The sequence below is a fragment of the Phytoactinopolyspora endophytica genome (assembly GCF_004138495.1).
Classification (GTDB): Bacteria; Actinomycetota; Actinomycetes; order Jiangellales; family Jiangellaceae; genus Phytoactinopolyspora; species Phytoactinopolyspora endophytica.
In genome coordinates, this window is record NZ_ML142853.1 from 228609 (window position 1) to 233194 (window position 4586).

Sequence of the window (4586 nt, forward strand, 5' to 3'; positions counted from 1 at the left end):
ACGACAGCCTTCGTGTCGCCAGAGTCCTTGAGATCGGAAGCCGCCAACAGGGAGTCCACCGAGTCCTTCTTCGCCTGCTCGACGAAGCCGCAGGTATTGACCAGGACGGTCTCAGCGTCGGCCGGATCCTCGACCAGTGTGAAGCCACCGGCGTCAAGGCGCCCGGCCAACTCCTCGGAGTCGACCTCGTTGCGGGTGCAGCCCAGGGTGACGATCGCCACCGAATGTTCAGTCATCGAGATCCAAGGGTACCGCCTCGACGCGCGGCCTGCCGACTCCGAGGCTGCGCGCTACTACTTTCGTGACCTCGCGCTTGGTGCGCTGGGTGCTCGTTGGCAAGCGCATTCCTCACCGATTTAGCGTGTACTCAGCGCACCAAGCACATGCTGCCTCGTGAAGAATTCAGATCGGCGGAGCGTCATACATGGTCGAGGCGACTTTTGACTGGCGCCTGATCCGCTCGAGGACGGTGCGCGGCTCGTACAACATCTCCGCCGGAGTCCAGCGAACGACAACGAAGCCGGCTTCCTCGATGCGCAGCTGGCGCTTCTTCTCATTCACCAGCACCCGGTCCTGCGTGCTCCACCGGGGGTCCGTGTATTTCACGAACCCATCGACCTCGCCGACCAACCGGCGATCCCGCCAGAGGAAGTCGGAACGAACCCCGTCCCTTCCCTCACCGATGATCCAGACATTGCACTCGGGCAACGGCATCCCCGCTTCGACGAAGGCGGCGTAAGAGACAGACTCGCCGGGAGACTCGCGTTTGCTCGATACGTGCACTGCCACTGACCGTGCGTCGGCGCCGCCAGGCCAGCACGACATCCTCCGCGCTATGGCACCGAAGTCGTCCGGCGTCGCGAGCTCATTTCGCAGCACGGCATCGGCGAGAACGAGCCCGCTTGAGAACCCATGATTGCGAGCGACGTCCAGCGCCGTTCGTGCCGGCGACGTGACTGGCACGCCGCGAATGGCCACGACATCTCCCTCCACGGCTGTCGCAGCCCGAATCCGCAGGCCCGGATATGCGCGGCGGCTCTGAGAACGTCGTGGCATCGATAGCTCGACGTCATGCGGCTCGCCTTTGGGCATAGGCAGTTCCAGGAGCAACGCCGCCGAGTACCCGCTTGCCCAGCCGCGCTTGTCCACAACCAGCAGCGCCGCATATACCTCGATGGCGTGCCGATCGGCCGGCATCCGCTCGCTTCGTTCCCACACCGCGCGATCGCAGTAGACGCCGCGGCGCACCCGGACGATCCGACCGGAACGGAGCGCGTGCTCGATCGCAGATCTTGTCACCCCTCTGTGGAGCAGATCCACGACCTTGTAGACACCTTGGATGCCGATCATGGTCGCCGATCATGCATCAAGATCTCAGACTCGTCCATCTCCCATCCACAGGGCATCCACAGGTTGTCCACAGCGCAGCGCCGGGCCCGAATGCGGCTGCTCGAACCGTCGCGCCGCCTCGTCCCCCGCTTGGTGCGCTGGGTGCTCGTTGGCAAGCGCATTCCTCGCCAATCTAGCGTGTACTCAGCGCACCAAGCATGAGCAAGAGAGCTCGCGGCTGAGCCGAGAGGTACACCGCCGAGGAACCCGACGGAACCACGGCCGCCTAGTCGCCGCGGATGGTGCCGAGCGTGTCCGCCAGGTCATCAGGCTTGACCAGCACGTCGCGGGCTTTGGAGCCCTCCGAGGGTCCGACGATGCCACGGCTCTCCATGAGGTCCATCAGCCGGCCCGCCTTGGCGAAGCCCACGCGAAGCTTGCGCTGCAGCATCGACGTCGATCCGAACTGGGTATTGACCACCAGCTCGACGGCCTGGCAGAGCAGGTCGAGATCGTCTCCGATGTCCTCGTCGATCTCCCGCTTCGCCGACGGCGCCGCCGTCACGTCCTCGCGGTATGTCGGCTCCAGCTGCTCCTTGCAGTGCTTGACGACGGCGGCGATCTCGGTCTCGGTCACCCAGGACCCCTGCACACGCATCGTCTTGCTCGCACCCATAGGGAGGAACAGCCCGTCGCCCTGTCCCACCAGCTTCTCCGCGCCGGGCTGGTCCAGGATGACTCGGGAGTCGGCGAGCGACGATGTCGCGAACGCCAGCCGGGACGGCACGTTGGCCTTGATCAGACCCGTGACGACGTCCACCGACGGACGCTGCGTGGCCAGCACCAGGTGGATGCCGGCGGCGCGCGCCAGCTGCGTGATCCGGACGACCGAGTCTTCGACGTCGCGCGGCGCCACCATCATCAGGTCGGCCAGCTCGTCGACGATCACCAGCAGGAACGGATACGGAGAGAGCACACGTTCGCTGCCCTCAGGCACCTTGACCTTGCCGGCGCGGACCGCCTTGTTGAAGTCGTCGACGTGCCGGAAGCCGAACTCGGCGAGATCGTCATACCGCATGTCCATCTCGCGCACGACCCACTGCAGCGCCTCGGCGGCCTTCTTCGGGCTGGTGATGATCGGGGTGATCAGGTGCGGGACGCCCTCGTAGGCGGAGAGCTCCACCCGCTTGGGGTCGACCATGATCAGCCGGACCTCATCCGGCGTCGCCCGCATCAGCACCGAGGTGATCATCGAGTTGATGAAGCTCGACTTACCCGAACCAGTGGCACCGGCCACCAGCAAGTGCGGCATCTTCGCGAGGTTCGCGACGACGAACCCGCCCTCGACGTCCTTGCCGAGCCCGGCCACCATCGGGTGGTGGTCCTTGCGTGCGACCGACGAACGCAGCACGTCGCCAAGGCTGACGATCTCCTTGTCCGTGTTCGGGATCTCGATGCCGATCGCCGACTTGCCCGGGATGGGCGACAGGATCCTGACCTCAGCGCTGGCCACGGCGTAGGAGATGTTCTTGCTCAGCGCGGTGACCTTCTCCACCTTGACCGCCGAGCCCAGCTCCACCTCATAGCGGGTCACCGTCGGGCCCCGGCTGTAGCCGGTCACCTCGGCGTCGATGTTGAACTGCTCGAATACGCCACGAAGCGCCTCGACGATGCTGTCCGACGCCGCGGAACGGGCCTTGTGCGGGCTGCCCTGGTGCAGGACGTCGCCGGGCGGAAGGGAGTAGGTGATGTCGCCGGACAGAGCCAGCTGCTCGACGCGCTGGGGCACCGGCGAATGCGGCGGCGGCTCCTCGATGACCTCCTCCGCTTCGGCGCGCGCCGCCGACGCTGCGGCGGGCACGGCGGTAGCAGCGGTATCGGTCGTCGGCTCGTCGTCGGACGACGGGACGTCGTCGCGCTTCTTCTTCGAGGTCTTCTTCGGCTTCTCTTTCAATACCGGCGAGTCGTACGGCTCCTCGTCGGTGGGGTCGAGCCCGGCCTCCTTGCGACGACGCGGGCTGATCGGACGCTCGCCTTCCTCGTCCTCCGGCCGGCGGAACCCCAGGAAGACGGCCACTCGGTCCCAGACCTCAGCCGCGTAGACAGGAACCTCGTACAGCGGCACGCCGGTAACCACGAGCACGCCGAAGAGTGTCAGCAGGATCAGCAACGGCACCGCGATCCAGACCGTCAGCAGGTCCGCGAGAACCGTCGACGCGATGTACCCGACGGCTCCGCCGGAACGCTGCAGCGCCTCGGCTCCGTCAGCCGGCCGGGGCATGCCGCCCGCGATGTGCGCCAGCCCGAGCGCCCCCATGGTCAGGCAGGTCCAACCCAGCACCTGCCGGCCCACCGGACCCTTCTCGCCTGGGCGGCGCATCAGCTGCCAGGCACCCATGACCACGACGACCGGGACCGCATAGGCACCGGTGCCGACCGCGCCGGCCACGGCGTCGTAGATCAGGCTCGGCACCGCGCCGTCGACGGACCACCAGGTCACCGCGGCGACCACGACAGCGACGCCGATGAGCGCCAGCCCCGCTCCGTCGCGCCGCTGTTCCTGCGGAAGTTCACGGGCCGCACCGCCGACCCGACGGGTGATCCCGCCGATGAGGTGAGCGATGCCCATCCACAGGGCGCGGATGCCACGCCCGATGGCACGGAAGAGCCGGATCCCAGCGCCGGGCCGGCCTGGACGCCGCGTGGGTGGGCGCCGGTTCGGAGTGCGCTGAGTTGTGCCGCCGCGAGCCGCTGGGCGCTTTCGCGGGGCGCCCGACGTGCTACGCGACCGCGTGGTGGCAGCAGGTGCAGTCATCGTACGGGTCGCCATAGAGATCAGGTTACATCCGACACTCTCGTCTCGTCAGTCACACACGCCCCGGGCGTGCCAGAAAATGCCCGATTGGCCGATCTCATCCACGGGCGAGGGCTGTACGCGCTTTGCGAACTCCGACGTCAACCTCCACAGACCGGTCTACATTACGGAGGTGGCTTTGATACGAGTCGGCGACGCGGACCTTGCCTACGACGATGCGGGCTCCGGTCCGGTCGTCATACTCGTCCATGCCGGCTTAGCCGACCGCCGGATGTGGGACCACCAGTTCGCGGCCCTGTCCACCACCTGTCGGGTGATCCGTTACGACTGGCGAGGACGCGGCGAGTCCAGTGACAGCGAGCACGAGGGTGAAGTCGCCCATCACGAAGACCTGCTCACACTGATGGACGCGCTCGACGTCGAGCGGGCCGCACTCGTCGGC

General features: G+C 66.9%; 3 protein-coding genes and 1 pseudogene. 1 reads left to right on the forward strand and 3 read right to left on the reverse strand.

The genetic code is table 11. From position 1 onward, the window contains the following. The 3 genes and pseudogenes from ELR45_RS40765 to ELR45_RS11895 form a co-directional block, all read right to left on the reverse strand. Window positions 1-236, reverse strand: a pseudogene (locus ELR45_RS40765) (MiaB/RimO family radical SAM methylthiotransferase); the annotation flags it as partial. A 166-nt stretch (window positions 237-402) separates the two neighbouring features. Further along, window positions 403-1350 (reverse strand): type IV toxin-antitoxin system AbiEi family antitoxin domain-containing protein, encoded by a 948-nt coding sequence (locus ELR45_RS11890; protein ID WP_129666208.1) that lies wholly within the window; start codon window positions 1348-1350, stop codon window positions 403-405. A 265-nt stretch (window positions 1351-1615) separates the two neighbouring features. Next, entirely contained in the window at window positions 1616-3958 is a 2343-nt protein-coding gene (locus ELR45_RS11895) for an FtsK/SpoIIIE family DNA translocase (protein ID WP_205856449.1), read from the reverse strand. Between the two features lie 358 nt (window positions 3959-4316). On the opposite strand from ELR45_RS11895, the gene ELR45_RS37590 reads away from it, so the two are divergent. Then, window positions 4317-4586: alpha/beta fold hydrolase (locus ELR45_RS37590; RefSeq protein ID WP_205856450.1), on the forward strand; the 270-nt coding region annotated here is incomplete at its 3' end.